Source organism: Micrococcus sp. 140720015-1 (assembly GCF_053627595.1).
In genome coordinates this window covers 571,339-595,056 of record NZ_JBSEYC010000001.1, presented here as the reverse complement: position 1 = coordinate 595,056, position 23,718 = coordinate 571,339, and the positions used below count along the sequence as shown (strand labels likewise).

The window sequence follows — 23,718 nt, the reverse complement described above, 5'->3', positions numbered from 1 at the left end:
GGTCTCAGGCCTCCTCGGCGGGGGCCGCGGCGCCCGCCTCGTGCTCGGCCAGCCCGCGCACGGCGGCGTCGACCGCGGACGTCGTCGGCCGCGTCGAGCCGTCCCGCATCACCTTGGCGCAGCAGTCCGGCCGGCACACGTCGTACCAGGCCGGGAAGCAGCCGGCCGCGGCGCGGCCCTCGCGCCGGCCCAGCCGCTCCTCGACGATGTCCACGAGCCCGGCCACGAACCGCGGGTCGGTGCCCGGGGTGGGGCTGCGACGGAACCCCACGCCCAGCCCCTCGGCGGTCTCCTTGGCCTCGGTGTCGAGGTCCCAGACCACCTCCATGTGGTCCGAGACGAAGCCCAGCGGCACGACGACGAAGCCCGCCACGGCGCGCCCCTGCGCGTCCGTCTCGGCGCCCTCGCCCGCGAGGTGCTCCATCGCGTCGTTGATGTCCGGCTCGAGCCACGGCACCGAGGGCGGGCCGGAGCGCGACTGGTACACGAGCGACCACGGCACGTCCGCGGCCTCGGGCACGCCGGCGAGGATCTCGCGGGCCACGTCGAGGTGCTGCGCCGAGTACACGTCCGCACCCTCGTCGCCCGGCTCTGCCCCCGCCTGCGCGCGCAGGTCTGCGGCGAGGCCGCGCGGGCCGGCGGCGGCGGCGTCGGAGGTGGGGATCGAGTGGGTCGCGAAGAGCACGTGGATCCGCGCGTCGTCCCCCAGCTCCGCGCGCAGCGAGGCCAGGTCCGCGCGCAGGCCGTCCCGGAACGGCTCGATGAAGCCGGGGTGGTTGAAGTACTGGCGCGTCTTGTCCAGGTCGACCTTCCCGGTCAGGCCGGTCTGCTCCATGGCCATGCCCATGTCCTCGCGGTACTGGCGGCACGAGGAGTAGCAGGAGTACGCGGAGGTGGTGACCGTCAGGATGCGGCGGTGCCCGTCGGCGTGCATCCGCGCGAGGGTGTCCGGGAAGTAGGGCTCCCAGTTGCGGTTGCCCCAGTACACGGGCAGGTCCAGGCCGCGGGCGGCCAGCTCGGCCTCGATGGCCGCCTTCAGCGCGCGGTTCTGCGCGTTGATGGGGCTGACGCCGCCGTTGGCGCGGTAGTGGGTGGCGACCTCCTCGAGGCGCTCGTCCGGGATGCCGCGCCCGCGCGTGACGTTGCGCAGGAACGGGATCACGTCGTCCTGGCCCTCGGGCCCGCCGAAGGAGGCGAGCAGCAGGGCGTCGTAGTCCTTGGGGGCCATCACGCCGCACACGTCGTAGTCGACGCCGGCGGCGGCCTTCTCGGGCGTCCGGAGGGCCGGGGCGACGCCGGCGTCCGGGCCGGTGTGGACGGGCGCGTCGGCGCGGGGCTCGGGGGCGGCGGTCATCAGGCCAGCACCTCCGCGATCTCGGCGGTCTCCAGACGGCGTCCGGTGTAGAACGGCACCTCGCTGCGCACGTGCAGGCGGGTCTCGTTGTTGCGCAGGTGGCGCATCATGTCCACCAGGTCCGTCAGCTCGTCCGCCTCGAGGCCCAGCAGCCACTCCCAGTCGTTCAGGCCGAACGCGCTGGTGGTGTTCGCCCACACCTGCGGGAAGTCCTGGCCGAGCTGGCCGTGCTCGCGGAGCATGCGGGCCCGCTCCTTCGGGTCCAGCAGGTACCAGTCGTACGAGCGCACGAACGGGTAGAAGCACAGCCACTTCAGGGCCTTGCGGCCCATGGCGAAGGCGGGGACGTGGTCCTTGTTGAACTCGGCCATGCGATCGGCGCCCATGGCCGAGAGCACCATCGTGGTGCCCTCGAGCAGACGGGTGCGGCGCAGCTCGCGGATGGCGGCCTGCAGGTCCTCGGGCACCTGGCCGTACATCCACACCATGACGTCGCCGGCCTCGCGCATGCCCGAGACGTCGTAGACGCCGCGCACGGTCACGCCGGTCTGGGCCACCCGCGCGACGGCCTCGTCGAACTCCTTGGCGGCCTTCTTCGCGTCGCGGCCCTCCAGTCCCAGCCAGCCGGGCTCGCCCTGCGGGCGGGCGAACACGGTGTAGGTGGTGAACCAGTCCTTGCCGGCCTCGGCAGGGGTGATGGTGCTGTCCTTGGTCATGGTCCTCTTCCTTGAGATCCGATTGCGTCAGGGGTGGTCTGGGGGCGAGGTCAGCCGGCGGGCGGCGCGGCGGCGCCGAGGGCGCGGTCCGCGCCGGCGACGACGGCGGCCAGCCCGGTGCCGTGCACCCAGCTGCCCACGAGGTCGAGGCCGGGCACGTCCCGTGCCCAGTCGATCAGCGTGTCCGCCTTCGCGCGGTCGGGGCCGGCCTGCGGCGGGATGGAGCGGCGCCAGCGGGTGACGGTGCGGGCGACGACGTCCTCCTCCGCCAGCGGCACCCCGGTGAGGGCCGCCGTGTCCACGAGCGCCTGCGCGAGCAGCTCCTCGTCCGCGCTGCGGTGGCCCAGGGCCTCGGGCCCGCCGCCCTGGCGGCCGTAGGACAGGCGCAGCACGTGGCGGTGGGGGTGGCGGGCGACGCCGTCCTCCTGCGGCCGCGCGACGACCTCGCGCAGCCACGCCCACTTGGCGGTGGCGTGGGTCAGGGCCTTGGCGGCCACGTCCGTCCCGGCGCCGACCAGCACTCCGGTGCCGCGTGGCGCGTCGTCCAGGCCCGCGGCCTCGACGACGAGCGTGGCCAGCGCGATCCCCTCGCCGAGGGCGGGGCCGGCGTCGGGGTCCAGGGCGTCGGCCGAGAGCGGGGCCAGCAGGTCCCAGGCGGTGACGCCGTCCACGGCCAGCACGACCCGGTCCACGTCGAGCCCGCGGACGACCTCGTCGTCCCGGTCCGAGATCTGGGCCCACCAGCCGCCGGTGGCGGGCACGCGGGACAGGGCGGCCACCCGGACGCCGCGCAGGACGGTGGCCCCGTCCTCGCGCAGCGCCTCGACGAGCCGGCCGGTGAGGCGGACCATGCCGCCGTCCAGACCGGCCACGAGCGAGCCGGGGGTCCCGGCGGACCGCAGCGCGGCGACGCCCGCGGCCAGCCCGCCGTGCTCCACGGCGGCGGCGAGCAGGCCGGGGGCCACGCGCTCCACCTCGACGACCGCGGGGTCGGCCGAGTGGACTCCGGCGACGACGGGGGCCACGAGGCGTTCGAGCACCTCGTCGCCGAGGCGGTCGGCCACGACCTGCGCGACGGTCACCGGCTCGCCGGCCGCGAGCGCGGCGGCCCAGCGCTCCATGGGGGCCTCGGCGTCCTGCCGGGCGCGCTCCAGGCCGGCCGGCGTGAGGGCGGCGGCGAGGTCCTCGGCGTCGAGGTCGCCGGGGATGCCGACGATGCCGAGGCGCGGGGCACGCACGGGGCCGGCGGGACCGTGCAGCCACGAGCCGAGGGGCTCGGGCGCGACGATCTTCTCGCCCAGCCCGAGCTCCTCCAGGAGCGCGCGCACGGCGGCGCCGCGGACGGCGAACGACTCGGCGCCGCCGTCGAGTTCGAGGGTCTGGGTCTCGGGGGCCCCGGTCTCGCCGTGCGAGGGGACGTCGAGGAAGCGCGGGGAGACCGCGCCGCCGAGCACGGAGGTGGCCTCGGCGAGGGTCACGTCCCAGCCCGTCGTGGACAGTCGGTGGGCCGCGACGAGGCCGGCGATGCCGCCGCCGACCACGAGCGCCGTGCCGCTCATGCGCGCACCTCCCGCTCGGCGGTCTCGACCCCCGGTGCCGGGTCCTGGCCTTCCCGCTCCGGCACGGGCAGGGAGTGGATCAGCTCGACCACGCGGGTCAGCACGGCCGCGTCCGTCTCCGGCGGCACGCCGTGGGCGAGGTTGACGACGTGGCCGGGCGCGACGGCGCCGGAGGCGACGACGTCGCGCACGTGGGCCTCGAGGACCTCCCACGGGGCGCCGAGCAGGGCCGGGTCGATGTTGCCCTGCAGGGGCACCGCGCCGCGCCCGTCGGGGCCGGGGTTCGCGCTGAGCCGGCGGTGCGCCTCGGCGAGCGTGAGGCGGTGGTCCACGCCGACGGCGGTCGCGCCCGCGTCACGCATGTGGTGCAGGAACTCTCCGGTGCCCGTGCCGAAGTGCAGGAGCGGGGCGCCGTCGGGGACGCCGGGCCCGGCGAGGTCGGCGACGTGGGCGAGGGCCGCCGTCGAGTGCGGCTGCACGTGCGCGAGGTAGTCGTCCGCCGAGAGCGAACCGGCCCACGAGTCGAACAGCTGCGCGGCGGAGGCGCCGGACTCGAGCTGGGCGCGCAGGAACTGGCCGGACACGGTGGCGGCCCAGCCGGCCAGGGCGGCCCAGGTCTCGGGGTCGGCGTGCATCATGCGTCGCGGGCCGAAGTGGTCGCGGGAGGGACGGCCCTCCACCATGTACGCCGCCAGCGTGAAGGGGGCGCCGGCGAAGCCGATCAGGGGGCGCGGTCCCAGCTCGGCGACGGTGGCCGCGACGGCCTCGCGGATCACGTCCAGGGCGGCGTCCTCGAGGACGGGCAGCGCGGCGACGTCGTCGGCGGTGCGGACGGCCTGGCCGAGCACGGGGCCCACACCGGGCTGGATCTCCACGTCCACGCCCGCCAGGCGCAGGGGGACCACGATGTCCGAGAAGAAGATCGCCGCGTCGACGTCATGGCGGCGCACCGGCTGCATCGTGATCTCCCGGACCAGGTCCGGCATGAGGCAGGAGTCGAGCATCCCGATCCCCTCGCGCACCTCGCGGTACTCCGGCAGCGAACGGCCGGCCTGCCGCATGAACCACACGGGGTGGCGGTCGGGTCGCTGGCCGCGCAGCGCCCGGAGGAGCGGGCTGGCCGCGGTCGAGCGTGACGGGTCCTCGGTGCGCAGCGGGTGCTCGGCGGGCAGTGCCGGGACGGCCGCGGGGGTCTCGGGGGTCTGGGACAGGGCGGACATGGCCCCAGTCTCCCACCGGTCGCGTCGCGGTGGCACATCCGCGTCCTGCGTGAGCGCCGTCACAGTCGTCGACGGTGCCCGGGTCAGGTCCGCCTTCCCGGACGGGCGGGGCGGTCGGGGCTAGACTTGGCCCGCTGTGACTGTCTTCTCTCTCGTCGCCTCCCACCATGACCTGGACCTGGACACGGTCGCCCGCCTCAGCGCCGGCGCGACCGGGGTCGGGCCCGCCCTGCCCGGCAGCGGTGCGGCGGGCGCCGTCGTGCTGGCCACGTGCAACCGCGTGGAGATCTACGCCGAGGCCGACGGGGTCGGCGTCGAGGCCGCCCGCGCGGGGCTGCTGTCCGCCGTCGCCGCCTCCACCTCCCTGCCGGACGAGGACGTGCACGCCGCGTTCCGCACGCTCGACGCCGACGCCACGGCCCGTCACCTCTTCGAGGTCGGCGCCGGACTGGACTCCGCCGTGGTGGGCGAGCGCGAGATCGCCGGTCAGGTCCGGCGCGCCCTGACGGCGGCCCAGGAGGCCGGCACCGCCTCGGGCCCGCTCGTCCGCCTCTTCGAGTCCGCCACGCGCACGGCCAAGGACGTCGGCTCCCGCACGGCGCTCGGCGCGGCCGGGCGCTCGGTCGTCTCCGTCGCCCTGGACCTCGCGGAGGAGCTGCGCGGTCTCACCGACGCCGCGGCCCAGCGCGACTTCTGGGCCGGGGCCACCATCCTGCTGATCGGCACGGGCGCCTACGCCGGCACCACGCTCGCGCAGCTGGCGGACCGGGGCGCGACCACCGTCGGCGTGCACTCGGCCTCGGGCCGCGCGGAGCAGTTCGTCGCGGACCGCGGCGGCTGGGCCCTCGCGCTCGGCGGCGAGGCCGTGGCGGGCGCCGTCGCCGAGGCGGACGTGATCATCGGCTCCTCCGGGGGCGAACGCCAGATCAGCCCCGAACGCCTGCAGGAGCTGCGCGAGGGCGGGCGGCGCCCGCTCACGGTGGTCGACCTGGCCCTCTCGCGCGACTTCGACCCGGCGGTCGCGGACCTGCCGGACGTCGACCTCATCACCCTCGAGTCGGTGCGGCTGGCCGCACCCGAGCAGGCCGAGGTCGCCGTCGCCGAAGCCCGCGCGCTCGTGGACGACGCCGTCGAGGAGTACCGCGCGGCGCAACGCGGCCGCAGTGCCGACGCGGCGATCAAGGCCCTGCGCCGCCACACCCTCGGCGTGCTCGACCGGGAGCTCGAGCGCGTGCGCGCCCGCCACGGCTGCACGGCGGCCGCCGAGGAGGTGGAGTTCGCCCTGCGCCGCATGGTGAACCAGCTCCTGCACGAGCCCAGCGTGCGCGCCAAGCGGCTCGCCGCCGAGGGCCGGCTCGACCGCTATGAGGACGCCCTCGAGGCGGTCTTCGGGATCGAGGCCCCCGGCCGCCCCGCCCCCGCCGTGGGCACGGTCGAGGCGGCCTGCCCCGCGCATGAGGACGAGGGCGGCGCCGCGCGCATCGCGTGAGCCCGCCCCGCGCCAGGAGGACCCCGTGACCGACCACCCCGCCACCACCGCGCCCGACGAGCCCGGGCGAGGCCGTCGTCTGCCCCGGCAGGAGCGTCGCCGCCAGCTGCTGGACTGCGCCCGCGCGGTCTTCGCCGCCGAGCGGTACGCGGGGGCCTCCATGGAGCAGATCGCCGAGCGGGCCGAGGTCTCCAAGCCGGTCCTCTACCAGCACTTCCCCAGCAAGCACGAGCTCTTCCTCGAGCTGCTGGACGCCGAGGTCGCGAGCCTGCGCGCGCTCCTCGAGGCGGCGATGGACACCCGCCGGAACAACCGCGAACGGGTGCGCGCCACCGTCGCCGCCGTGTTCGAGTACATGGCCTCTCCCGAACGGGCCCACCGCCTCATCTTCGACTCCGGCATCGACGGGGACCCGGAGGTGCGCACGCGCAGCGAGGCCGTCCACCGGCTGCTCTCCTCCGAGGTCGCACGCACCATCCGCGCGGACACCACCGTGGCCGAGGCCGAGGCCGAGGTGCTCTCCCGCGGACTCGTCGGCTACCTCCTGGGCGCCGCCCGCCACTGGGCGGACCGGCTCGACGCCGACGCCCGCCCCGCCGCGGCCGAGACGGCCCGCACGGTGGACGCGCTCATCTGGCGCGGCCTCGCCTCGCTGCCCTCCGCGGACGACGCCCCGCGCTGACCCGGCCGTCCGGCCCGTTTCGCCCGCGGGTGAACCTCGTGGGCGCCCGTCCACCCCGCCGAGCGGTCCCGTAGGCTGACGGCGGACCGCACAGGACGCGACGAAGAGAAGAGGTTCCCCATGGAGATCCGCATCGGTGTGCAGCACGTCGGCCGCGAGGTCGTCATTGACAGCGAGCAGTCGGCGGACGAGGTCCGCTCCCTCGTGGACGCCGCCGTCGCCGACGGCACCCCGCTGGTCCTGGCGGACGCCAAGGGCCGCCAGGTGGTCGTCCCCGGCGACCGCATCGGCTTCGTGGAGATCGGCGCGAAGAAGTCGGGCCCGCTCGGGTTCGCCGCCTCCTGACCCGCCCGCACGCCCCGGTGATCCGCCGGGGCGTGCGTCGTCTCGGCCCCCTGCCCAGGAGCATCGCCATGTCGCCTCACGCCCTCGGCCTCCGCGGCCCCGCCGACCCGGCCCTGCTCGAGCGCCTCGCCGCCCTGCGGACGGAGCTCGAGCTGCCGCCGGCCTTCCCCGCCCCCGTCCTGGCCGAGGCGGAGGCGGCCGCGCATGAGGTGGACGCGGGCCTGACCGGGAGCCCGGACCACGCGGACCGCACGGCCCTGCCGTTCGTCACCGTGGACCCCGCCGGCGCCACGGACCTGGACCAGGCCCTGCTCCTGACCCCCGCCGACGACGACGGCATCCTCGTCCGCTACGCGATCGCGGACGTGCCCGCCTTCGTGGCCCCGGGCGGCGCCGTGGACGCCGAGGCCCGCCGTCGCGGCCAGACCGTCTACCTGCCGGACGGCCGGGTCCCCCTGCACCCGGAGGTGCTGAGCGAGGACGCCGCCTCCCTGCTGCCCGACCGCGAGCGCCCGGCGTTCGTCTGGACGTTCCTGCTGGACGCCGCGGGCGCCGTCGTCGAGACCGGCCTCGAACGCGCCCGCATCCGCTCCCGGGCGCAGCTGACCTACGGGCAGGTGCAGGCCTTCCTCGACACACAGCCGGGGGCGCAGGCGCCGACGACGCCGCGTCCCGGGGTCACCGACGCGGACCGGGCCGCCGCCGAGGGGTGGCCGGCCGAGGTGCGCGACTCGCTCGCCCTGCTGCCGGAGGTGGGCCGACGGCGGGCCGCGCAGGAGGCCGCCCGCGGCGGTGCCTCCCTGAACCTGCCGGACCAGGAGGTCCGCGTCACCGAGGACGGGGCACACGAGCTCGTGCACCGGGCGCCGCTGCCGGCGGAGGAGCACAACGCCCAGCTCTCCCTGCTGACCGGCATGGCCGCGGCCGAGCTGATGCTGGCCGCCGGGGTCGGGATCCTGCGCACGATGCCGGCGCCGGACGCCGACGCCGTCGCCGCCTTCCGAGAGCGCACGCGCGCCCTGGGCGCCCCGTGGGACGAGGGCCGGGACTACGGCGCCTACCTGCGTTCCCTCGACCCCGCCGACGCGCGGCACCTGGCGGTGCTGCACGCGGCGACCGGGCTGTTCCGCGGCGCCGGGTACACGGCCTTCGACGCGCAGGCCGAGGACCCGGCCCTGCGCACGCCGCCGGACGAACCGGCCCAGGCCGCGCTCGCCGCCCCCTACGCCCACGCCACCGCTCCCCTGCGCCGGCTCGTGGATCGCTTCGTCCTGGCCCTGTGCCACGCCCACGCCGTCGGCGCCCCCGCCCCCGCATGGGCCCGCGACGCCCTGCCCGAGCTGCCCGCCCTCATGGCGGACTCGTCGCGCCGGGCCTCGGCCACGAGCCGGACGGCGGCGGACCTCGTGGAGGCGGCGGCGCTCGAGTCCCGCGTCGGCGCGGAGCTCGAGGGGATCGCGGTGCGCGAGGCGAAGGACGGCACGGAGGTGTGGCTGCTCGACCCGGCCGTGAGCCTGCGGGTGCCGGGCAGCGCCCCGGCGGGCACCCGGGTGCGCGTGCGGATCGAGGGCGTGGACCGCGCCTCGGGTGCGATCACGGCCGCGGGGGTAGACTGGCCGCACAGCTCACGCTGACCCAGGATGACCGGTCGCTCTCTGATCACCCTGACCCGCCGCCCGCGCCCCTGACGCCCGGGACGGCACCATGACCTGCCGGATCCGGCACGGCCCGCCGCGCACGGCGCGCCCGGCCCGGTTCCACGGGGCGCCGCCCGTCGGCCGCTCCGCGTGCTTGCCCTGCGATCGGCTTCCGCTTGAACCGCGCGCACGGCGGAGCCGGGCCTTCCGCCCGCCGTGACGACGCCCGACCAGGAACGCGAGTCGCCATGACCCAGAACTCCGAGCACACCCCCGCCTCCGCCGATCTCGACCCGACGGTCGACGAGATCGCGGAGGACATCGTCACCGAGGACGCCGCCCCCGTGGCCCCCGAGCAGACCTTCGCCGACTTCGGGGTGCACCCCGCGATCGTCGAGGCCCTGGAGGCCAAGGGCATCGTCCACCCCTTCCCCATCCAGGCCATGACCCTGCCGGTCGCCCTCGGCGGCCACGACATCATCGGCCAGGCCAAGACCGGCACCGGCAAGACCCTCGGCTTCGGCATCCCCGCGCTGCAGCGCGCCATCGGCCCGGGCGAGCCCGGCTGGGACGGCCTCGAGGCCAAGGGCACCGCGGGCGCCCCGCAGGCCCTGATCGTCGCCCCGACGCGCGAGCTCGCCGTCCAGGTGGCCGGCGACCTCACGGCCGCCGCGGCCCGGCGCCCCCTGCGCATCGCCACCATCTACGGCGGCCGCGCCTACGAGCCGCAGATCGAGGAGCTGCAGCGCGGCGTCGAGATCGTCGTCGGCACCCCCGGCCGCCTCATCGACCTGATGCGCCAGCGCCACCTGCGCCTGGACCTGGTGAACACCGTGGTGCTGGACGAGGCGGACGAGATGCTGGACCTCGGCTTCCTCCCGGACGTCGAGACCCTGCTCGCCGCCGTCCCGGCCGTGCGCCAGACCATGCTGTTCTCGGCCACCATGCCGGGTCCCGTGGTCGCGATGGCGCGCCGCTACATGACGCAGCCGACCCACATCCGCGCGGCGGACCCGGAGGACGAGGGCCTGACGAAGAAGGACATCCGTCAGCTCGTCTACCGCGCCCACCACATGGACAAGGACGAGCTCGTGGCCCGCGCCCTGCAGGCCGAGGGCCGCGGCCGGACCATCATCTTCACGCGCACCAAGCGCACGGCCGCCCGCGTGGCGGACGAGCTGACGGCGCGCGGCTTCGCGGCCGGCGCGCTGCACGGCGACCTCGGCCAGGGCGCCCGCGAGCAGGCGCTGCGCGCCTTCCGCAACGGCAAGGTGGACATCCTCGTGGCCACCGACGTCGCGGCGCGCGGCATCGACGTCGACGACGTCACCCACGTCTTCAACTTCCAGGCGCCGGAGGACGAGAAGACCTACGTGCACCGTGTGGGCCGCACGGGCCGCGCCGGCAACAAGGGCGTGGCGGTGACCCTCGTGGACTGGGAGGACATGCCGCGCTGGTCCCTGATCGACAAGGCGCTCGGCCTCGGCCAGCCCGAGCCGGTGGAGACCTACTCCTCCTCCCCGCACCTGTTCTCCGACCTCGGCATCCCGAAGGGCACGAAGGGCCGCCTGCCCCAGGCCAAGCGCGTGCTCGAGGGCCTCGAGGGCGAGACGCTCGAGGACCTCGGCGGCCCCGAGGCGAAGCAGCGCGACGGCGGCCGCGGACGGGGTCGCGAGGGCGGCCGGTCCCGCGACGGCGAGCGCGGTGGCCGTGAGGGCGGCCGCGGCGGTCGGGGCCGGGGCGGCCGCTCCGGCGAGGGCCGTGACGCGGCACGCGGCGGGGGACGCGGCGAGCGCTCCCAGCGCTCGGGCCGCGGGCGTGGTGAGGCACCCGCCGAGCAGCGCGCCGAGGGCCGGGGCCGTGGTCGCGGCGAGGGCCGCGAGCGCACCGCCTCGCGCGCCGAGGCCCCCGCGGCCCGCACGCCGGAGCCGGTGGCCGGCGTCGAGCTCACGGAGGCCCGCCGGGCCGAGCGCGCCGAGGCGCGGGCCGAGGCCCGTCGTCGCCGGGGCGGCCGCACCCGCACGCGCCGCCGCAACGGCGAGGTCGTGGACGGCTGACCGTCCCTCCCGGGCCCCGGGAATCTTCTGCGCGAATGACCCTTCCGACCGCCGTGCAGGCGGCCGGAAGGGTCATTCCCGCACCAGATCCTCCGCCGTCGCCCGGGCCGTCTGGGCTCAGCCGCGGATGATCGCCGAGCCGGTGCCCTGCCGCTCGATCTCGGCGAGCACCTCCGCGCCCGTGGTGTGCTCGCCGATCGGATTGGGCTTGCCGGTGCCGTGGTAGTCGGACGAACCGGTGACGAACAGCCCGTGCCGGTCCGCGAACGCGCGCAGCCAGGTGCGCTCCTCCGCCGGGTTGTCCCGGTGCTCGACCTCGACCCCTGCCAGTCCGGCCTCGGCCATCTGCTCGAACACCTCGTCGCCCACCACGCGGCCCCGCATGCGCGCCCGGGGATGCGCGAACACCGGCACCCCGCCGGCGGCCCGGATGAGCGCGACCGCCTCGGCCGGGTCCGGGGCGAAGTGCGGCACGTAGTACTTGGACCGGCCGGCGAGGATCTCCCGGAACGCCGCGGAGCGGTCCGGGACGGCCCCGATCGTCACGAGGGCGTCGGCCAGGTGGGGCCGGCCGATCGTCGCGTTCTCCGCCGCGTGCTCCTGGACCAGCTCCCACGTGATCGGGAAGTCCGCGCCCAGGCGCCGCACCATCTCCTGCGCCCGGATCAGCCGCGCGTCGCGGGCCAGGCCGACCTCCCGCAGCAGGGCGGGGTCCTCGGGGTCGTGCAGGTAGCTGAGCACGTGCACGCTCACGCCGTCGGCGGAGGTGCAGGACATCTCCATGCCGGGCACGAGCGTCAGCCCGGTCTCCCGCGCGGCCTGGGCGGCCTCGGCCCAGCCGGCGGTCGTGTCGTGGTCGGTGAGCGCGAGGCCGTCCAGCCCGGCCCGCGCCGCCGCACGCACCACGTCGGCCGGCGGCTCGGTGCCGTCGGACTCGGTCGAGTGCGTGTGCAGGTCGTAGCGGGCCATGGCGGCCATGGTACCGAGACCCGCGCGCGGCGGCCCCGACCTGGCCCCGCCCACCGGTGCCATGATGGAGGGCATGACCGATGCCGCACAGCACCCCGCCCAGACCACCCCCGACCAGCCCGCCGCCACCCCCGAGGCGGGCGCCGACGGCACCGGCGCGGTGAACCCCCAGCCGCTGACCGAGCGCGTCGACAACCGCTCGCAGCGCCCCGCCTCGAACGCCTTCCGCGACTTCATGGCCTCCGATTGGGCGCCCTCGTCGCAGGCCCTGCCCGACGCCGACGCCTCGGCCCCGCACGCCGCCCGGCGGCGGGCCGCCGTCTCCGCGCGCTTCCCGGGCGAGCGGATCGTGGTGCCGGCCGGCCGCCTCAAGGTCCGCTCGAACGACACCGACTACCGCTTCCGCGCGCACTCCGCGTTCGCCCACCTGACGGGCCTCGGCGTGGACCACGAGCCGGACGCCGTGCTCGTGGTCGAGCCCACGGACCCGGGCACCGGCGACGACGGCACGGACCACACCGCCACCCTGTACTTCCGTCCCCTGGCCGGCCGGGACACCGAGCAGTTCTACGCGGACTCGCGCTCGGGTGAGTTCTGGATCGGCCCCCGTCCGACCCTGGCCGGCCTGGCCGCCCGCACCGGCCTGCGCACGGCGGGGCTCGAGGAGCTCGAGTCCGCCGTCACCAAGAACGTGGCCGCGGACGGCACCGCGGTCCGGCTGCTGGCCGAGACCGACCAGGACGTGGACGCGCTGCTGGCCGCCGTCCGGACCGAGGCCGGCGTGGACCTGGCCGCCGCGGCCGAGGCTGACGCCCAGACCGCCGAGTTCCTCTCCGAGCTGCGCCTGGTCAAGGACGCGTGGGAGGTCGAGCGGATGCGCGCCTCGGTGGCCGCCACGATCGCGGGCTTCGAGGACGCCGTCCGGGCCCTGCCGCGCGCCGTGGGCCACGACCGCGGCGAGCGCGTGGTCGAGGGCGCCTTCTTCGCCCGCGCCCGCCTCGAGGGCAACGACCTGGGCTACGACACGATCGCGGCCTCCGGCAACAACGCCACGATCCTGCACTGGATCCGCAACACGGGCGCCGTGCGCCCGGGTGAGCTTCTGCTGCTCGACGCCGGCGTCGAGGACGACTCCCTCTACACCGCGGACATCACCCGCACCCTGCCCGTGTCCGGCACGTTCACGGACGTGCAGCGCCGCATCTACCAGGCGGTCCTCGACGCCGCGGACGCCGCCTTCGCGATCGTGCGCCCCGGCATCCGGTTCCGCGAGCTCCACGCCGAGGCCATGCGGGTGCTCGTCGAGCGCCTCGACGGCTGGGGCCTGCTGCCGGTCTCGGCCGAGGTCGCGCTCTCGGACGAGGGCCAGCACCACCGGCGCTGGATGCCCCACGGCACCTCGCACCACCTCGGCCTCGACGTGCACGACTGCGCCCAGGCCAAGCGCGAGCTCTACCTGGACGGCGTGCTCGAGCCGGGCATGGTCTTCACGATCGAGCCGGGTCTGTACTTCAAGGAGGAGGACCTGGCCGTCCCCGAGGAGTACCGCGGCATCGGCGTGCGCATCGAGGACGACATCCTCGTGACCGAGGACGGCGCCGAGAACCTCTCCGCGGCCCTGCCCCGCACCCCGGACGAGATCGAGGCCTGGATGGCGCGGCTCCAGGCGTGATCCGGCGCGGAGGGCGCTCCTAGGGTTCGGACCATGGGTATCGACCTGACCACCGAGCTCACCGCCCTCCGCGACCGCCTCCTCTCCGCCGAGGCGGAGCACGCCGACCTCATCTCCCGCGTCCGGGACCGCCACCGGGCCTCGGCCCGGAACCTCGTGCACTACGTCGCCCTGCGCGGCACCGACCTGCGGCCCCTGCAGGAGGCGCTGAGCGACGCCGGCCTGTCCTCGCTGGGCCGCATGGAGGCCGGCGTGCTGGGCCACGTGGACGCGGTGCTGGCCGCCGCCCGCGCGCTCGACGGCGAGCCCGCCCCTGCCCCGGAGGACGACGCCCTGACCTCCGCCGAGGGCCGCGCCATCCTCGCCCGCAACGCGGCGAGCCTGCTCGGTCCGGCCCGCGGCGACCGGGACGCGCGCATCATGGTGACGATGCCCTCCGAGGCCGCCACGGACCCGGAGCTCGTGGCCCGGATCGCCGAGGCCGGCATGGACCTGGCGCGCGTGAACTGCGCCCACGACGACGAGCAGGCGTGGGCCGCCATGATCGCGGCGGTCCGCCGGTGCGCCGGTGCGGGCCGGCCCGCGCCCCTGGTCGCGATGGATCTGGCCGGGCCGAAGGTGCGCACGGGCCCCATCGAGCCGGGCCCGCGCGTCGTGAAGGTGAAGCCCGCCCGGGACCCCTCGGGGACCGTCACCGAGCCCTCCCGCGTGTGGCTCGCCGCCGGGCCCCACGACGCCGTGGCCGCGGCGGACGGGCCGGACGGCGCCGTCGTCGTGCCGCTGGCGGACCCGGAGGGGACGACCCTGGCGGGCCTGCAGCGCGGCGACGAGATCGAGCTGACCGATGCGCGGGGTGCACACCGCAGGCTGGAGGTCGAGCAGGTGGACGGCGAGGGCGTGCTCGTGCGGGCGGTGAAGACGGTCTACTGGGCGACGGGCACGGCACTGACGACGCCGCACGGTCCGCTCGAGGTGGGATCGCTGCCCCCGCTCGAGCAGTCGATGCGCGTGCACGAGGGCGAGCAGATCGTGCTGACCCGCTCGCTCGAGCCGGTCCCCGCGGTCGACGCGCCGCCCTACCGGATCGGCCTCACCTTGGCGCAGGCGTTCGCGGACGCGGAGGTCGGCGACCGGGTCTCCCTCGACGACGGACGGATCGGCACGCGGATCACGGCGGTGTCCGACGACGAGATCACCCTCGAGGTGACCCAGGCCGGCCCGCGCGGGGCGAAGCTCAAGGCGGAGAAGGGCGTGAACTTCCCGGACACGCACCTGGCCATCCCGGCCCTCACGGACGAGGACCTCGCCCACATCCCGTTCGCGGCCCGCCACGCGGACATGGTGAACATGTCCTTCGTCCGCTCGGCCGAGGACGTGGCCCAGCTGATCGACGCGCTCGAGGCCGAGGACGCACCGGACGTGGACATCACGCTGAAGATCGAGACGGTGGAAGCCTTCCGGCAGCTGCCGCGGATGCTGCTCGAGGCGATGCGCTGGCGGGACGTCGGGGTGATGATCGCCCGTGGCGACCTGGCGGTGGAGGCCGGCTTCGCACGGATGGCCGAGCTGCAGGAGGAGATCCTGTGGCTGTGCGAGGCCGCGCACGTGCCCGCGATCTGGGCCACCCAGGTCCTCGAGTCCCTCGCCAAGACCGGCCTGCCCTCACGGGCGGAGATCACGGACGCCGCGATGGCGCAGCGGGCCGAGGCCGCGATGCTGAACAAGGGCCCGTACATCGACCGCGCCGTCACCGTCCTCGGCGACATCCTGGGCCGGATGCACGGTCATGCGAGCAAGAAGCGCGACATGCTCCGGCGACTCGAGTCCTGGTCCCTCTGACGGGGCTCAGCCGCGCGGCTCGTCCTGGGGCCGGGGCGGGTGGCCGCCGCGCGCCTCGATGAGCTTGGCGACCTCCTCCGGGGGCAGGGTCACGCCGTAGGAGCGGTCCAGGCCGGTGGGCGCGGGGTCTGCCTCCGGGGCCGGCCGGGCCGGCGCCTCGGCTCCGCCGGGGGCCGGCGCCGCGTGGGATCCGCCCGACGACGGCGCGGGGGCCGGGGTGGCCTGCACGGAGCCGCCCTCGGCCTCCTCCGCGGCGGGGGCGGGCGCCGGCTGCGGCGCCGCGGGCGGCGTCGGGGCCGCGGCACCGCCCAGGCCCAGCTCCTGGCGGGCTCGGGCGGCGTGGTCGAACGCGACCACGAGGTCGAAGGCCGTGGGCACGACGGCCTGCGAGGACGCGAAGCCGTGCTGGCCCCGGCGCATCGAGAAGCCGATCACGCCGAAGATCAGCCACACCGCCAGGCCGAGCAGCATGGAGGTGAGGATCTGCCCCGGGCCGGCCTCGGGGGCCAACAGGTAGAGGAACACGCCGATCAGTCCGCCGAAGAACACGCCGCGCACACCCGCGGACAACGCCACCTGGGCGTAGTTCAGCCGACCGCGCACCCGCTCCACGACCCGCAGGTCCTTGCCCACGATCGACACGGCGCTCACGGGGAAGTCCGTGGCGGCGAGGCGGTCCACCTGCTCGCGCGCCTGCGCGTAGGTGGCGTAGGTGGCCAGGAGCTCGCCGCGGGGCAGGCCCTGCTCGGCGCCGGGCTGAGGGCTGGGCATCATGAACGACATGGACCCATTGTGCCCGGCCCCGCGCCCGGGCGGGCGGAGGTCCGCCGTACGCGGACACGGAGCCGCGGCCCGGCACGCCGTAGGCTGGGTCGGTGAGCTCCCCCAAGATCTTCGTGGCCCGTCTGCTGGGCCTGGACGTCTTCGACCCCCTCGGTGACCGCCTGGGTCGGCTGCGCGACGTCGTCGTGCTGGACCGCGGCCCCGCCGCGGCCCCGTTCGCCACCGGCCTCGTGATCGAGGTCCCCGGCAAGAAGCGCGTCTTCGTCCCGATGACGCGGGTGACGTCCATGGACTCGGGCCAGATCATCACGACCGGGCTGATCAACCTGCGCCGGTTCTCCCGCCGTGGCGCCGAGCAGACGGTGGCCGCCGACCTCTTCGACCGGAAGGTGCGCCTCTCGGACGGATCGGGCGAGGCCTTCCTGGAGGACATCGGGCTGGAGCAGCAGCGCAACGGCGACTGGCTGGTCTCGGACCTGTACGTGCGCCGCATCGTCGGCCGCGGCCCCTTCGGCCGCACCCAGCGGGGCGAGCACCTCCTGCTGGACTGGGACGAGGCCCGCTGGACGGCGCAGGCCGACCCGCAGGGGGCCACGAGCTTCCTCGCCGCGCACGAGGACCTCAAGCCCGCCGACCTGGCGGACATGCTCCACGACATGTCGGAGAAGCGTCGCGTCGAGGTCGCCCGCGAGCTGCAGGACGAACGCCTCGCGGACGTGCTCCAGGAGCTGCCCGACGACGACCAGGTGCAGATCCTCTCCCAGCTGGACATCGACCGCGCCGCCGACGTCCTGGAGGAGATGGACCCGGACGACGCGGCGGACCTGCTCCACGAGCTGCCCGACTCCCAGCAGGAGCTGCTGCTCGAACGCATGGAGCCGGAGGACGCCGAGGACGTCCGGCGCCTGCTCGAGTACGAGGAGGGCACCGCGGGCTCGCTCATGACCCCCGTGCCGGTCATCCTCCCCCCGGAGGCCACCGTGGCCGAGGCCATGGCGACCATCCGACAGCAGGAGATCTCCCCCGCGCTGGCCTCGCTCGTGATCGTGGCCCGGCCGCCGCTGGAGACGCCGACGGGCCGGTTCCTCGGCGTCGTCCACTTCCAGCGCCTGCTGCGGTACCCGCCGCCGGAGGCGATCGGCAACATCATGGACAAGGACCTCGAGCCCGTCTCGGACCTCGCCCCCATCGCCCACGTGACCCGTGAGCTCGCGACCTACAACCTCACGTGCATCCCCGTGGTGAACGAGCAGGACCGCGTCGTCGGGGCCGTGAGCGTGGACGACCTGCTCGACCACATCCTGCCCGACGACTGGCGGGCCATGGACCTCGACGACGCCGAGACCCGCCCCGCAACCTGACCCCCGCGGCCCGCCGCCGCACGACACCGGAGGTGTGAGCATGACCCAGACCGCGCGAGACCTGCGCCCGGGCCGCGGCACCGGCCTGGACACCCCCCTGAGCGCCAGCGGGCGCCGCGTGCCCCGGCTGGCCCCGAACCCGGACGCCTTCGGCGAGGCCACCGAGGGCATCGCCCGCTTCATGGGCACCCCGCAGTTCCTCGTCTGGATGACGCTGTTCTGCGCCGCCTGGCTGGGCTGGAACACGTTCGGCCCGATGGCGTGGCGGTTCGACTCCGCCGAGCTCGGCTTCACCGCGCTCACGCTCATGCTCTCCCTCCAGGCGTCCTACGCCGCGCCCCTGCTCCTGCTCGCGCAGAACCGCCAGGACGACCGGGACAAGGTCGCGCTGCGTGAGGACCGCGACCGCGCCGAGCGCAACCTCGCCGACACCGAGTTCCTCACCCGCGAGATCTCCGGTCTGCGGCTGGCCGTCCAGGAGGTCGCCACGCGCGACTTCGTGCGCGGCGAGCTGCGCGGCGTCCAGGACGACCTCAAGGACGACCTCCGCGAGGCGCTGCGCGCCGAGCTGCGGGAGGAGATCCGGGAGGAGATCCGCGCCGAGCTGCGCGCCGGCCTCCCGGGCGCCGAGGCCCAGCCCCGCAAGAGCAAGAAGACCAAGGGCCGGGGCAGGGACGCGCGGCGCGGCGACGCCGGCGCCGAGCCCACGACCACCACGCTCGCGACCCTCGCGGCGCAGGAGGCCCGCGAGGCCGGGGGATCCGGTCCGGTGACCGGTCCCGCCGGCGGTGCGGGCCCGGTGGACGGGGGCGGCCGATGAGCGCCCTGGGCCTGCCCGTGCCCGAGGTCCGCACCGACCTCGAGCGCCGAGTGCTGGAGCGGCTCGCCACCGTCCAGGACCCCGAGATCCGCCGTCCGATCACCGACCTCGGCATGGTGGAGTCGGTCGTGGAGACCGCCCCGGGCATCGTCGAGGTCGCGGTGCTGCTCACGATCGCCGCGTGCCCCCTGCGCGGGACGATCCAGACGGACGTGGCCGCCGCCGTCGCCGACGTGCCCGGCTGCGGGTCCGTGGACGTGCGCGTCGGGGTCATGGAGCCCGAGCGCCGCCTGGCGCTGCAGGACGCCCTGCGCGCGGCTCGGCCGACGAACCCGTTCGGGAAGGACACGCTCACGCGCGTCCTCGCGGTGGCCTCGGGCAAGGGCGGCGTGGGCAAGTCCTCGGTCACGGCTAACCTCGCGGTCGCGCTCGCCGCGCGCGGGCTCGCCGTCGGCCTGATCGACGCGGACGTGCACGGCTACTCCATCCCCGGGCTCCTGGGCGTGACCGGCACCCCGACGAAGCTGGACCGGATGATCCTGCCCCCCGTGGTGCGGGATGTGAAGGTCATCTCGATCGGCATGTTCCTCGACGCGGACCGGCCGGTGGCCTGGCGCGGACCGATGCTGCACCGCGCACTGGAGCAGTTCGTCACGGATGTGCACTGGGGCGACCTGGACGTGCTGCTCGTGGACCTGCCCCCGGGCACCGGGGACATCGCGATCTCGACGGCGCAGCTGCTGCCCGCCTCGGAGCTGCTCGTGGTGACCACGCCGCAGCACGCCGCCGCGCAGGTGGCCGCGCGCGCCGGTCAGCTGGCGGAGCAGACGGGCCAGACCGTGGCCGGCGTCGTGGAGAACATGGGGCCGATGACCCTGCCGGACGGCACCGTCCTGGATGTGTTCGGAACCGGCGGCGGCGCCGAGGTGGCGGAGCGGCTGTCCGGGGTGCTGGGCACTCAGGTGCCGCTGCTGGGCACCGTCCCCCTGGACCCGGCGCTGCGCGCGGGCGGCGACGCCGGCGAACCCGTGGTGGTGTCCGCGCCGGAGAGCCCCGCGGGCCGGGCGCTGACGCAGATCGCGCAGCGGGTGGCCGTGCGGCCGCGCGGGCTGGCCGGGCGGCCTCTGCCGTTCACCCCTCGCTGACCTCGGGTGCCAGCGCCCCGGCCGGGGCACCCGACGCGCGCGGCGGCGTCAGGTCGCGTCGACGTCGAAGGGGGCGGGCGCCAGCCCGAGCAGCTCGAGGGGGTCCGGTTCGGTCTCGACGGCGGCAGGACGCTCCTCGGCGAGGGCCTCGGCGCGGCCGGAGGCCATCAGGGCTGCGGCGGCGCCGCCCACGGCGACCGCCCCCGCGGCGGGCGCGGTCGGCCGGGTCTGCGCGGCGGCGGCGCCGGACTCCGCGGCGGCGGTGCTGCCGGCCCCGGCGGGGCGGCGGAAGAGCGTGCGCGGATCCATGTCCGCCAAGTCCTGGCGGGTGAGGCCGCCGTGCACGTCCTCAGCGCTGATGCCCGTCGCCTGCGCCGCCCGGGACGCGGGCGTGGACGAGCCGCCGGCGGGCTCGCGGAGCGCGTCGCGGATGATGCGGCGCGGGTCGTACTGGCGGGGGTCGTACTTGCGCCAGTCCACCTCGTCGAAGTCCGTGCCGGTCTCCTCCTTGAACTGCGCCTTGGCACCCTCGGCCTTGTCGCGCATGACGCGCAGCCAGTCGGTGAAGGCGCGCGTGTACTCGGGGAGCTTCTCCGGCCCGAGGATGACGATCGCGAGCACCGCCAAGATGATGAACTCGCTGCCGTTGATACCAAACACCCTCCGAACTCTACTAGAGCGGCACCGCCCCACAGCCCGGAGCCGCGGGGGCGGAGCGGCTCAGCCGCGGGGGCGCGGCACGGCGTCCGCGATGCGTTCGAGGCCTCGCTCCAGGCGCTCCTCGACGGCGTCCCCGCCGCCCAGCTCGAGCACCCGTGCCCGCTCGGAGACCAGCAGGTGGGTGAGGACCGCGTCGGCGCGCTCGTCCGGCAGGCTGGCCTCCACGCGGTAGGCGGCCTGCGGCGTGGTCAGCTCGGCCGTCCAGCCGCCCTCCTCCCCCGCCGGGACGATCCGGTAGACGCCGCCGCCGGCCAGCCGACGCTCCTGCGCCCCCGTGCTCAGGGGCGCGGTCGAGGCACAGCCCTCCGGGGTGGCTCCCACGATCCGGGGTCGGCACTCGCGGACGGTCACGGTCGGCTCGTCCTGGCCCCAGCCCACGACGACCTCCACGTCCTCGGCCGTCTGGGCGGTGTCCACGGTGAGCGGCTCCAGGCCGGCCCCCACGAGGGAGGGCACCGTCCAGCCCTGACCCCGCAGCTCCGCGACGGTGCCGCGCCGGTCCGTCGACGCGGTCCCGGCCGCCGGCAGGGCGACGGTGTCCGTCGGGGTCGGGGCCGTGCGCACGGCCGTGGTGCGGGGCGCGCCGGCCACCCAGACCGCGGTGAACAGCCCTCCGAGCAGGACGACGAAGGTCAGCAGCCCCACCACGAGGCGGCCGGAGACGCCGCGGGCGCGCAGCACCGGGGCGACGACGGCGCCGGCCGGACGCTGGTGCACCGTGCGGGCGGCGTCGAGCACGCGGGCCCGGGCCTGGACGGTGGCGCGGCACTCGGGGCAGCGGTCCAGGTGGCGGGCGATGCGCGCCCGGGACGCGGCGGGGAGGGAGCCCTCGAGGTAGGCGTCCATGTGGCGCTGGGTGTGTCGACGTCCCATGCGGCCACCTCCTCGGTCCTCGCGTCCTCGGTCCGGCGAACGGCCTCCCGCACGGTGGGAGCCGGTTCGTGCCGTGTCCCATCATCGGCCCGCCTCCTGGGAGAACACTGGGTCGCGGCCGCGTGCCGGCCCGTACACTGGCCCGCGTCGCCCGTGCCGCGGGCGAGGTCCCGCCGTCGTCGTCCCGGAGTCAGCCATGAGCGCCCTGCAGCCCCAGCCCACCGACAAGCACGCGTCCTGGGCCTGGTCGGAGAGCCGGGCCACCGAGGACGACGTCGTCCTGCGCGCCCGCGAGCGCGCCGCCGAGCTGGACGTGCCGCCGGTGAGCGAGGGGACGGCGGCCCTGTTGACGGTGCTCGCGGCCACGCGTGCCCCCGCGGCGGTCGTGGAGGTGGGCACGGGCGCCGGCGTCTCGGGTCTCGCCCTGATGCGGGGTCTGCCCGAGCGCACGGTCCTCACCACCGTCGACCCGGACGCGGAGGCCCAGCGCGCGGCCCGCGAGGCGTTCTCGGAGGCCCGCCTGCCCACGAGCCGCACCCGCATGATCACGGGGCGCTCCCGGCTCGTCCTCCCCCGGCTCACGAGCGGCGCCTACGAGATGGTCCTGGTGGACGGGGACCCGGCCGCGCGTCAGTTCGACGTCGAGCAGGCCGCGCGCATGCTCGCCCCCGGCGGCGTGCTCGTCGTGGTGGACGCCCTCGACGGCGACCGCGTTCCCCGGCCCGCCGTGCGCGACGAGTCCACCGTGTCCGCCCGGGCGGTGGACCGCCTCATCCGGGAGGACGAGCACTGGCTGTCCGCCGTCGTCCCCTCCGGCACGGGCGTGCTGATCGCGGTGCGCCGCTGATCCGCGGCGGCGCCGGGGACGCGGACGCCCCGCGCACCGTGACGGTGCGCGGGGCGTCCGCGTCGAAGGGGTCCGGGCTCAGGCCTGGATGACGCCCTCGAGGCACTCCTTGAGCTCGCGGGCCTCGTCCGCGTTGATCTCCAGCACGAGACGGCCGCCGCCGTCGATCGGCACGCGCATGATCAGGCTGCGCCCCTCCTTGGTCACTTCCATGGGACCGTCCCCGGTGCGGGGCTTCATGGCGGCCATTGCGACTTCCCTTCTGGATGATGTTCCCGTCACAGCGTCCGGCGACCGCGGGAGCGGTCGCTGTCCGGACGCCTCCGGCGCCCCCGCACGCGGGCGTGCGCGAGGCCGGTCACATCACCATTATCGCGGATTCCGCGTCCTCGCGCCAAACGATGGCCCGCACCGAGCCCGGCCCGCGACTCAGGCGCGCCCCGCCGGATCGCCCCGGGAGGGGTCGGCGGCCTCGAGCTCGGCCACCCGGGCCCGCAGTGCGGTCGCCTCGTCCTCGCGTTCCGCGAGGGCGTCCCGCAGCCGCAGCAGGACGGCGTCCACCTGGTCCCGCTGGTAGCCGGGCACCGCGACGGCCAGCCGCAGCAGGTCGACATCCGCCGCACGCGGCCGCTCCGGCAGCAGCACGGGGTGCCCGGGCGTCTGTCCGGCCGGGTCGTCGGCCCGGAGCGTGAGCCGGCCCGCGAGAGCGGCGGCCAGGGCCGCCAGCACGACGACGAGCACGGCCACCAGGACGATCCACTGCGGCCCGCTCACGCGTCGGCCCTCCCCGCCGAGCGGAGCACGCACGCGACGGCCTCCTCGGCCGTGTCCACGAGGTGGAAGAGGTCCGGGTCCTCGGGCGAGATCATGCCGCGCTCCACGAGCGTGCCGCGGATCCAGTCCACGAGCGGGCCCCAGAAGCCGCGGTCCACGAGGACCACGGGGAAGCGGGTGACAGTGCCGGTCTGCACGAGGGTGAGGGCCTCGAAGAGCTCGTCCAGGGTGCCGAGGCCGCCGGGCAGCACGATGAACCCCTGCGCGTACTTGAGGAACATGACCTTGCGGACGAAGAAGTAGCGGAAGTCCACGCCCACGTGCACCCAGGGGTTCAGACCGGTCTCGAACGGCAGCTCGATGCCCAGGCCCACGGACTCTCCACCGGCCTCGTGGGCGCCCCGGTTGGCGGCCGCCATGGTGCCGGGCCCCCCGCCGGTGATGACCGTGTACCCGGCCTGGGCCAAGCGGCTCCCGACCTCGTGGGCCAGGGCGTACTCGGCGCTGCCCTCGGGCGTGCGCGCCGAGCCGAACACGGAGACCGCGGGACCCAGCCCCGCGAGGGTGCCGAAGCCCTCGACGAACTCCGCCTGGATGCGCAGCACACGCCAGGCCTCGGACGTCGTCGAGGCGACGTCGGCCGCGGGGCGTGCGGCGTCGCCGGGCCGCCGGCCGTCGAGGAGGAGCTGGTCGAACGTGGGGGTGTGCGCCGCGTCCCCGCGCAGGACCTGCCCGCCGCGGCGGACGCGCTGGGGCGCGGCGGCGACGTCGCCGCCCGAGGGGTGCTCATGTGGGGCCATGGCGTCAGCCTAACGAGCCGGCGGGCCGCCAGGGCGGGCGTCGCACGGCGCACCGC

Annotated in this window: 22 protein-coding genes; 11 read left to right on the top strand and 11 right to left on the bottom strand. The window is 76.0% G+C overall.

Annotated elements, in window-relative coordinates; all coding sequences use genetic code 11:
* Nucleotides 1-4: 4 nt before the first annotated feature.
* From ACUXPL_RS02800 to hemE, 4 genes are read right to left on the bottom strand one after another with little or no spacing between them, the layout of a single operon-like run.
* Entirely contained in the window at nt 5-1,354 is a 1,350-nt protein-coding gene (locus ACUXPL_RS02800) for a ferrochelatase (protein ID WP_061867024.1), read from the bottom strand.
* Complete coding sequence (gene hemQ, locus ACUXPL_RS02795) at nt 1,354-2,070, bottom strand: hydrogen peroxide-dependent heme synthase (protein ID WP_454181778.1); 717 nt, start codon at nt 2,068-2,070, stop codon at nt 1,354-1,356. Before hemQ ends, ACUXPL_RS02800 begins: the two co-directional genes overlap by 1 nt.
* 50 nt (nt 2,071-2,120) lie before the next feature.
* Entirely contained in the window at nt 2,121-3,629 is a 1,509-nt protein-coding gene (locus ACUXPL_RS02790; RefSeq protein ID WP_454181776.1) for a protoporphyrinogen/coproporphyrinogen oxidase, read from the bottom strand.
* Entirely contained in the window at nt 3,626-4,849 is a 1,224-nt protein-coding gene (gene hemE, locus ACUXPL_RS02785) for a uroporphyrinogen decarboxylase (RefSeq protein ID WP_454181774.1), read from the bottom strand. The genes ACUXPL_RS02790 and hemE overlap by 4 nt, the downstream gene beginning before the upstream one ends.
* A gap of 136 nt (nt 4,850-4,985) precedes the next feature.
* Here hemE and ACUXPL_RS02780 point away from each other — a divergent pair, with 136 nt between their 5' ends.
* From ACUXPL_RS02780 to ACUXPL_RS02760, 5 genes are all read left to right on the top strand, one after another.
* Nucleotides 4,986-6,338, top strand: a complete 1,353-nt coding sequence (locus tag ACUXPL_RS02780; RefSeq protein ID WP_200969167.1) for a glutamyl-tRNA reductase — start codon at nt 4,986-4,988, stop codon at nt 6,336-6,338.
* A 25-nt stretch (nt 6,339-6,363) separates the two neighbouring features.
* Complete coding sequence (locus ACUXPL_RS02775; protein ID WP_454181772.1) at nt 6,364-7,020, top strand: TetR/AcrR family transcriptional regulator; 657 nt, start codon at nt 6,364-6,366, stop codon at nt 7,018-7,020.
* A 120-nt stretch (nt 7,021-7,140) separates the two neighbouring features.
* Nucleotides 7,141-7,365 carry a DUF3107 domain-containing protein gene (locus ACUXPL_RS02770; RefSeq protein ID WP_002854967.1) on the top strand — a complete coding sequence of 75 codons (225 nt, stop codon included), beginning with the start codon at nt 7,141-7,143 and terminating at the stop codon, nt 7,363-7,365.
* Nucleotides 7,366-7,433: 68 nt separating this feature from the next.
* Nucleotides 7,434-8,999 carry an RNB domain-containing ribonuclease gene (locus tag ACUXPL_RS02765; protein WP_454181770.1) on the top strand — a complete coding sequence of 522 codons (1,566 nt, stop codon included), beginning with the start codon at nt 7,434-7,436 and terminating at the stop codon, nt 8,997-8,999.
* A 251-nt stretch (nt 9,000-9,250) separates the two neighbouring features.
* Nucleotides 9,251-11,059: a DEAD/DEAH box helicase gene (locus tag ACUXPL_RS02760; protein WP_454181768.1), complete on the top strand. Its 1,809-nt coding sequence runs from the start codon at nt 9,251-9,253 to the stop codon at nt 11,057-11,059.
* Between the two features lie 117 nt (nt 11,060-11,176).
* Here ACUXPL_RS02760 and ACUXPL_RS02755 read toward each other — a convergent pair whose 3' ends face one another.
* Nucleotides 11,177-12,037 carry a PHP domain-containing protein gene (locus ACUXPL_RS02755; protein ID WP_200969172.1) on the bottom strand — a complete coding sequence of 287 codons (861 nt, stop codon included), beginning with the start codon at nt 12,035-12,037 and terminating at the stop codon, nt 11,177-11,179.
* Nucleotides 12,038-12,101: 64 nt separating this feature from the next.
* Here ACUXPL_RS02755 and ACUXPL_RS02750 point away from each other — a divergent pair, with 64 nt between their 5' ends.
* Together ACUXPL_RS02750 and ACUXPL_RS02745 are read left to right on the top strand one after the other, a co-directional pair.
* Complete coding sequence (locus ACUXPL_RS02750) at nt 12,102-13,700, top strand: aminopeptidase P family protein (RefSeq protein ID WP_454181766.1); 1,599 nt, start codon at nt 12,102-12,104, stop codon at nt 13,698-13,700.
* Nucleotides 13,701-13,733: 33 nt separating this feature from the next.
* Nucleotides 13,734-15,539, top strand: coding sequence for a pyruvate kinase (locus tag ACUXPL_RS02745; protein ID WP_454181764.1), 1,806 nt, complete (start codon nt 13,734-13,736; stop codon nt 15,537-15,539).
* 6 nt (nt 15,540-15,545) lie between these two features.
* Here the strand turns inward: ACUXPL_RS02745 and ACUXPL_RS02740 are convergent, their stop codons facing one another.
* On the bottom strand, nt 15,546-16,322 hold the full coding sequence (locus tag ACUXPL_RS02740) for a general stress protein (protein WP_200969175.1): 777 nt from the start codon (nt 16,320-16,322) through the stop codon (nt 15,546-15,548).
* Nucleotides 16,323-16,414: 92 nt separating this feature from the next.
* On the opposite strand from ACUXPL_RS02740, the gene ACUXPL_RS02735 reads away from it, so the two are divergent.
* From ACUXPL_RS02735 to ACUXPL_RS02725, 3 genes are read left to right on the top strand one after another with little or no spacing between them, the layout of a single operon-like run.
* On the top strand, nt 16,415-17,683 hold the full coding sequence (locus ACUXPL_RS02735; RefSeq protein WP_180535853.1) for a magnesium transporter MgtE N-terminal domain-containing protein: 1,269 nt from the start codon (nt 16,415-16,417) through the stop codon (nt 17,681-17,683).
* Nucleotides 17,684-17,723: 40 nt separating this feature from the next.
* A complete protein-coding gene (locus ACUXPL_RS02730) occupies nt 17,724-18,503 on the top strand; it encodes a DUF1003 domain-containing protein (protein ID WP_454181761.1) in 780 nt (259 codons plus the stop codon).
* On the top strand, nt 18,500-19,648 hold the full coding sequence (locus ACUXPL_RS02725; RefSeq protein WP_454181759.1) for an Mrp/NBP35 family ATP-binding protein: 1,149 nt from the start codon (nt 18,500-18,502) through the stop codon (nt 19,646-19,648). The genes ACUXPL_RS02730 and ACUXPL_RS02725 overlap by 4 nt, the downstream gene beginning before the upstream one ends.
* A gap of 48 nt (nt 19,649-19,696) precedes the next feature.
* Here the strand turns inward: ACUXPL_RS02725 and ACUXPL_RS02720 are convergent, their stop codons facing one another.
* Entirely contained in the window at nt 19,697-20,308 is a 612-nt protein-coding gene (locus tag ACUXPL_RS02720) for a Sec-independent protein translocase TatB (RefSeq protein WP_454181757.1), read from the bottom strand.
* 60 nt (nt 20,309-20,368) lie between these two features.
* Nucleotides 20,369-21,241: an anti-sigma factor family protein gene (locus ACUXPL_RS02715; RefSeq protein WP_454181755.1), complete on the bottom strand. Its 873-nt coding sequence runs from the start codon at nt 21,239-21,241 to the stop codon at nt 20,369-20,371.
* 196 nt (nt 21,242-21,437) lie between these two features.
* Here ACUXPL_RS02715 and ACUXPL_RS02710 point away from each other — a divergent pair, with 196 nt between their 5' ends.
* Nucleotides 21,438-22,088 (top strand): O-methyltransferase, encoded by a 651-nt coding sequence (locus ACUXPL_RS02710; RefSeq protein ID WP_036316483.1) that lies wholly within the window; start codon nt 21,438-21,440, stop codon nt 22,086-22,088.
* Nucleotides 22,089-22,166: 78 nt separating this feature from the next.
* Here ACUXPL_RS02710 and ACUXPL_RS02705 read toward each other — a convergent pair whose 3' ends face one another.
* The 3 genes from ACUXPL_RS02705 to ACUXPL_RS02695 all read right to left on the bottom strand — a co-directional run bounded on the left by ACUXPL_RS02705 (nt 22,167) and on the right by ACUXPL_RS02695 (nt 23,662).
* Nucleotides 22,167-22,337 (bottom strand): DUF3117 domain-containing protein, encoded by a 171-nt coding sequence (locus ACUXPL_RS02705; RefSeq protein ID WP_002855133.1) that lies wholly within the window; start codon nt 22,335-22,337, stop codon nt 22,167-22,169.
* 180 nt (nt 22,338-22,517) lie between these two features.
* On the bottom strand, nt 22,518-22,862 hold the full coding sequence (locus ACUXPL_RS02700; RefSeq protein WP_180535858.1) for a cell division protein DivIVA: 345 nt from the start codon (nt 22,860-22,862) through the stop codon (nt 22,518-22,520).
* Nucleotides 22,859-23,662 (bottom strand): LOG family protein, encoded by an 804-nt coding sequence (locus ACUXPL_RS02695; RefSeq protein WP_454181753.1) that lies wholly within the window; start codon nt 23,660-23,662, stop codon nt 22,859-22,861. Before ACUXPL_RS02695 ends, ACUXPL_RS02700 begins: the two co-directional genes overlap by 4 nt.
* Between the last annotated feature and the right edge of the window lie 56 nt (nt 23,663-23,718).

What these genes read in the sequence shown, in the direction of transcription:
- ACUXPL_RS02715 (WP_454181755.1), bottom strand. Translation starts at nt 21,241, where the DNA reads ATGGGACGTCGACACACCCAGCGCCACATGGACGCCTACCTCGAGGGC.
- hemQ (WP_454181778.1), bottom strand. Translation starts at nt 2,070, where the DNA reads ATGACCAAGGACAGCACCATCACCCCTGCCGAGGCCGGCAAGGACTGG.
- ACUXPL_RS02695 (WP_454181753.1), bottom strand. Translation starts at nt 23,662, where the DNA reads ATGGCCCCACATGAGCACCCCTCGGGCGGCGACGTCGCCGCCGCGCCC.
- ACUXPL_RS02755 (WP_200969172.1), bottom strand. Translation starts at nt 12,037, where the DNA reads ATGGCCGCCATGGCCCGCTACGACCTGCACACGCACTCGACCGAGTCC.
- ACUXPL_RS02745 (WP_454181764.1), top strand. Translation starts at nt 13,734, where the DNA reads ATGGGTATCGACCTGACCACCGAGCTCACCGCCCTCCGCGACCGCCTC.
- ACUXPL_RS02790 (WP_454181776.1), bottom strand. Translation starts at nt 3,629, where the DNA reads ATGAGCGGCACGGCGCTCGTGGTCGGCGGCGGCATCGCCGGCCTCGTC.
- ACUXPL_RS02765 (WP_454181770.1), top strand. Translation starts at nt 7,434, where the DNA reads ATGTCGCCTCACGCCCTCGGCCTCCGCGGCCCCGCCGACCCGGCCCTG.
- ACUXPL_RS02730 (WP_454181761.1), top strand. Translation starts at nt 17,724, where the DNA reads ATGACCCAGACCGCGCGAGACCTGCGCCCGGGCCGCGGCACCGGCCTG.
- ACUXPL_RS02725 (WP_454181759.1), top strand. Translation starts at nt 18,500, where the DNA reads ATGAGCGCCCTGGGCCTGCCCGTGCCCGAGGTCCGCACCGACCTCGAG.
- ACUXPL_RS02740 (WP_200969175.1), bottom strand. Translation starts at nt 16,322, where the DNA reads ATGTCGTTCATGATGCCCAGCCCTCAGCCCGGCGCCGAGCAGGGCCTG.
- ACUXPL_RS02760 (WP_454181768.1), top strand. Translation starts at nt 9,251, where the DNA reads ATGACCCAGAACTCCGAGCACACCCCCGCCTCCGCCGATCTCGACCCG.
- ACUXPL_RS02770 (WP_002854967.1), top strand. Translation starts at nt 7,141, where the DNA reads ATGGAGATCCGCATCGGTGTGCAGCACGTCGGCCGCGAGGTCGTCATT.
- ACUXPL_RS02800 (WP_061867024.1), bottom strand. Translation starts at nt 1,354, where the DNA reads ATGACCGCCGCCCCCGAGCCCCGCGCCGACGCGCCCGTCCACACCGGC.
- ACUXPL_RS02750 (WP_454181766.1), top strand. Translation starts at nt 12,102, where the DNA reads ATGACCGATGCCGCACAGCACCCCGCCCAGACCACCCCCGACCAGCCC.
- ACUXPL_RS02705 (WP_002855133.1), bottom strand. Translation starts at nt 22,337, where the DNA reads ATGGCCGCCATGAAGCCCCGCACCGGGGACGGTCCCATGGAAGTGACC.
- ACUXPL_RS02710 (WP_036316483.1), top strand. Translation starts at nt 21,438, where the DNA reads ATGAGCGCCCTGCAGCCCCAGCCCACCGACAAGCACGCGTCCTGGGCC.
- hemE (WP_454181774.1), bottom strand. Translation starts at nt 4,849, where the DNA reads ATGTCCGCCCTGTCCCAGACCCCCGAGACCCCCGCGGCCGTCCCGGCA.